This window comes from Streptomyces sp. NPDC058375, assembly GCF_042723425.1.
Lineage (GTDB): Bacteria > Actinomycetota > Actinomycetes > Streptomycetales > Streptomycetaceae > Streptomyces > Streptomyces durocortorensis.
Window position 1 is genome coordinate 1 of the sequence record NZ_JBHXJG010000428.1, and the last position, 3,291, is coordinate 3,291.

Here is a 3,291-nt window from a genome sequence, read left to right on the forward strand (position 1 = left end):
GTCTACGTCTCCGCCGAGGAGCTGATGGACCTCGAACACGCCCGGCTCGTCCTACGCGGCGAACACGGCCTGGCCGTGGACCGCGGCCGTATCGTCCGCGAGGCGGTGGCGGTGGTCCTGGCCGACCTGGAGTCCCGGGGCGACGCGAGCATCCTCGTACGGCGGCTGCGCGGCCGCTGAGCGGCGCGCGCGGGTAGCCTGCCCCGCAGGACCCGCCGCCCGGCGGCACCCCGTCCGCGCCGCCGCCCCACCCCTGGACCACCATGCCCACGCCCGACGGCCCCGCCGCCCCGCGCCGCCGCGCCCTGGGGCGGGGGCCGGGCGTGGCGGCCCGGGAGCCCGTGTCGGAGCCCGTGCACGTGCCGGAGCCGGAGCCGGGGCCGGGGCCGGAACCCGAGGCCGTACGGGAGGAGCCCGTACCGGAGCCGGAGGCCGTCCCCGTACCGGAGGCCGCGACCGAGCCGGTGACGGTTCCGGAGCCGGAGCCGGACGACAAGCGGTTCACCGTCCGGCTGGTGAACTTCGAGGGCCCCTTCGATCTCCTCCTCCAGCTGATCTCCAAGCACAAGCTGGACGTGACCGAGGTCGCCCTCTCCAAGGTCACCGACGAGTTCATGGCGTACATCCGCGCCATGGGCCCCGACTGGGACCTCGACCAGACCACCGAGTTCCTCGTCGTCGCCGCCACCCTCCTCGATCTCAAGGCGGCCCGGCTGCTGCCCGCCGCCGAAGTGGAGGACGAGGCGGACCTGGCGCTCCTGGAGGCGCGGGACCTGCTCTTCGCGCGGCTGCTCCAGTACCGCGCGTACAAGCACATCGCCGAGATCTTCCAGGACCGCCTGGAGTCGGAGGCCCGCCGCCACCCCCGTACGGTCGGCCTGGAGGACCAGCACGCCGCGCTGCTGCCCGAGGTGGTCATCAGCATCGGGCCCGAGGGCTTCGCGAAGCTCGCGGTGAAGGCGATGCAGCCGAAGCCGAAGCCCCAGGTGTACGTCGACCACATCCACGCCCCGCTGGTCAGCGTCCGGGAGCAGGCGGGCCTGGTGGTGGAGCGGCTGCGCGCGGCGGGGGAGGCGGTCAGCTTCCGGACGCTGACCGAGGACGCGCCGGACACCCTGACCGTGGTGGCCCGCTTCCTGGCCCTGCTGGAGCTGTACCGCGAGAAGGCCGTCACCCTGGAGCAGGAGGAGGCGCTGGGCGACCTGCTGGTGACCTGGTCCGGCGGGGAGGGCGCGGAGCCGGTGGTGACGGACGAGTTCGACCAGGAGCTCAATGGCGGCACGGACGAGGAGGGCGTAAGGGAATGAGCGAGCAGCCGGACCGGGGGCGGGACGAGGGCGCGGTCGCCTCGCTCGACCTCAAGCCCGCCCTGGAGGCGGTCCTCATGGTCGTCGACGAGCCCGCCACCGTCGACCACCTCGCCAAGGTGCTCCAGCGGCCGCGCAGGGCCGTGGCGGACGCGCTGCGGGAGCTGGCCGACGAGTACACCGTGCAGCGCCGGGGCTTCGACCTGCGGCTCGTCGCGGGCGGCTGGCGGTTCTACACCCGGCCCGAGTACGCGGCGGCCGTGGAGGGATTCGTCCTGGACGGCCAGCACGCCCGGCTCACCCAGGCCGCGCTGGAGACCCTGGCGGTGGTCGCGTACCGGCAGCCGGTGAGCCGATCGAGGGTCTCGGCGGTACGCGGAGTGAACTGCGACGGGGTCATGCGGACCCTCCTCCAGAGGGGCCTGGTGGCCGAGGCGGGCGCGGAACCCGAAACAGGTGCGATCCTGTACAGGACGACGAACTACTTTCTGGAGCGAATGGGCCTGCGCGGCCTGGACGAGCTCCCGGAGCTCGCGCCCTTCCTCCCGGAGGCGGACGCGATCGAGGCTGAGACGCTAGAGGGTGTGCCGTCGTTCGATCCGGACGCACCGGACACCCCGGATACTCACGCAGACGACAAGACGGAATTTTGATGCGAAGCAGTGGCAGGAACAGCGGAAGCGGCAGCGGCGGCCAGGGCGGCCGGAGCGGTGGCCAGGGCGGGCGTCCCGGGGGACAGGGCGGCGGACGCGGTCAGGGCGGGCGTGACGGCGGCGGGTCCTTCCGCCAGGGCCAGGGCGGCGGCCAGGGCGGACGCTCCGGCGGTCAGGGCGGCGGACGCGGCGGCAGTGGCCAGGGCGGGCGTCCCGGCGGTCAGGGCGGACGCCCCGGCGGTCAGGGCGGCGGTTACCAGGGCGGGCGCGACGGCGGCGACCAGCGTCCCCGCCGTCCCCGTCCCGAGGAGCGCCGCTACGACGTCGGCAACGACGCCCCCGGCGCGCGCGGCGGCGAGGACGGTCCCCGCAAGGGCCGTGGCTCGGCGGCCCGCGGCGGCGCCAAGGGCGGCCCGAAGCCCGCACAGGGCGGCGGCGCCCGCAGCGGCGGCTTCCGGCGTGGCGGCGCCCCCTCGCGCCCCCGCGAGCTGGACGCCAAGATCGAGCAGCGCAACCGCGACCGGTACGCCAACAAGCCCGAGATCAACCTCCCCAAGACCCACCCGGGCGCCGAGCAGGAGGGCGAGCGGCTGCAGAAGGTCCTCGCCCGGGCCGGCATGGGCTCGCGCCGCGCGTGCGAGGAACTGATCGAGCAGTCCCGTGTCGAGGTCAACGGCGAGATCGTCGTCGAGCAGGGCATGCGAGTCGACGTCCACCGCGACGAGATCAAGGTCGACGGCCTGACCGTCGCCGCCCAGTCGTATCTCTTCTTCGCACTGAACAAGCCCGCCGGGGTCGTCTCCTCGATGGAGGACCCGGACGGCCGCCAGTGCCTCGGCGACTACGTGACCAACCGCGAGACGCGGCTGTTCCACGTCGGCCGTCTCGACACCGAGACGGAGGGCATCATCATGCTCACCAACCACGGTGAGCTGGCCCACCGCCTCACGCACCCCAAGTACGGTGTGAAGAAGACCTACCTGGCCGCCATCCAGGGCCCGCTGCCGCGCGACCTCGGCAAGCGGCTCAAGGACGGCATCCAGCTGGAGGACGGCTACGCCCGCGCCGACCATTTCCGCGTCGTCGAGAACACCGGCAAGAACTACCTCGTCGAGGTCACCCTCCACGAGGGCCGCAAGCACATCGTGCGCCGGATGCTGGCCGAGGCCGGCTTCCCGGTTGAGCGGCTGGTGCGGACGTCCTTCGGGCCGATCCCGCTCGGCGACCAGAAGTCCGGCTGGCTGCGCCGCCTCACCAACACCGAGGTCGGCATGCTGATGCGCGAGGTCGGTCTCTAGCGGCTCCTCACCAAGGCCCGCGGCCGGTAGCTG

3 protein-coding genes and 1 pseudogene are annotated in these 3,291 nt (G+C 73.5%); all 4 read left to right on the forward strand.

Annotation, left to right across the window (positions count from 1 at the left end):
• Nucleotides 1-180, forward strand: a pseudogene (locus ACFWM7_RS34550) (hypothetical protein); the annotation flags it as partial.
• An 83-nt stretch (nucleotides 181-263) separates the two neighbouring features.
• A complete protein-coding gene (locus tag ACFWM7_RS34555; RefSeq protein WP_383268537.1) occupies nucleotides 264-1,307 on the forward strand; it encodes a segregation/condensation protein A in 1,044 nt (347 codons plus the stop codon).
• Nucleotides 1,304-1,960 carry an SMC-Scp complex subunit ScpB gene (gene scpB, locus ACFWM7_RS34560; RefSeq protein WP_383268540.1) on the forward strand — a complete coding sequence of 219 codons (657 nt, stop codon included), beginning with the start codon at nucleotides 1,304-1,306 and terminating at the stop codon, nucleotides 1,958-1,960. Before ACFWM7_RS34555 ends, scpB begins: the two co-directional genes overlap by 4 nt.
• Complete coding sequence (locus ACFWM7_RS34565) at nucleotides 1,960-3,258, forward strand: pseudouridine synthase (RefSeq protein ID WP_383268542.1); 1,299 nt, start codon at nucleotides 1,960-1,962, stop codon at nucleotides 3,256-3,258. Before scpB ends, ACFWM7_RS34565 begins: the two co-directional genes overlap by 1 nt.
• Nucleotides 3,259-3,291: the final 33 nt, after the last annotated feature.

Bases quoted from the DNA above. Each gene is read 5' to 3' on its own strand.
- ACFWM7_RS34555 (WP_383268537.1), top strand. From the start codon at position 264: ATGCCCACGCCCGACGGCCCCGCCGCCCCGCGCCGCCGCGCCCTGGGG.
- scpB (WP_383268540.1), top strand. From the start codon at position 1,304: ATGAGCGAGCAGCCGGACCGGGGGCGGGACGAGGGCGCGGTCGCCTCG.
- ACFWM7_RS34565 (WP_383268542.1), top strand. From the start codon at position 1,960: ATGCGAAGCAGTGGCAGGAACAGCGGAAGCGGCAGCGGCGGCCAGGGC.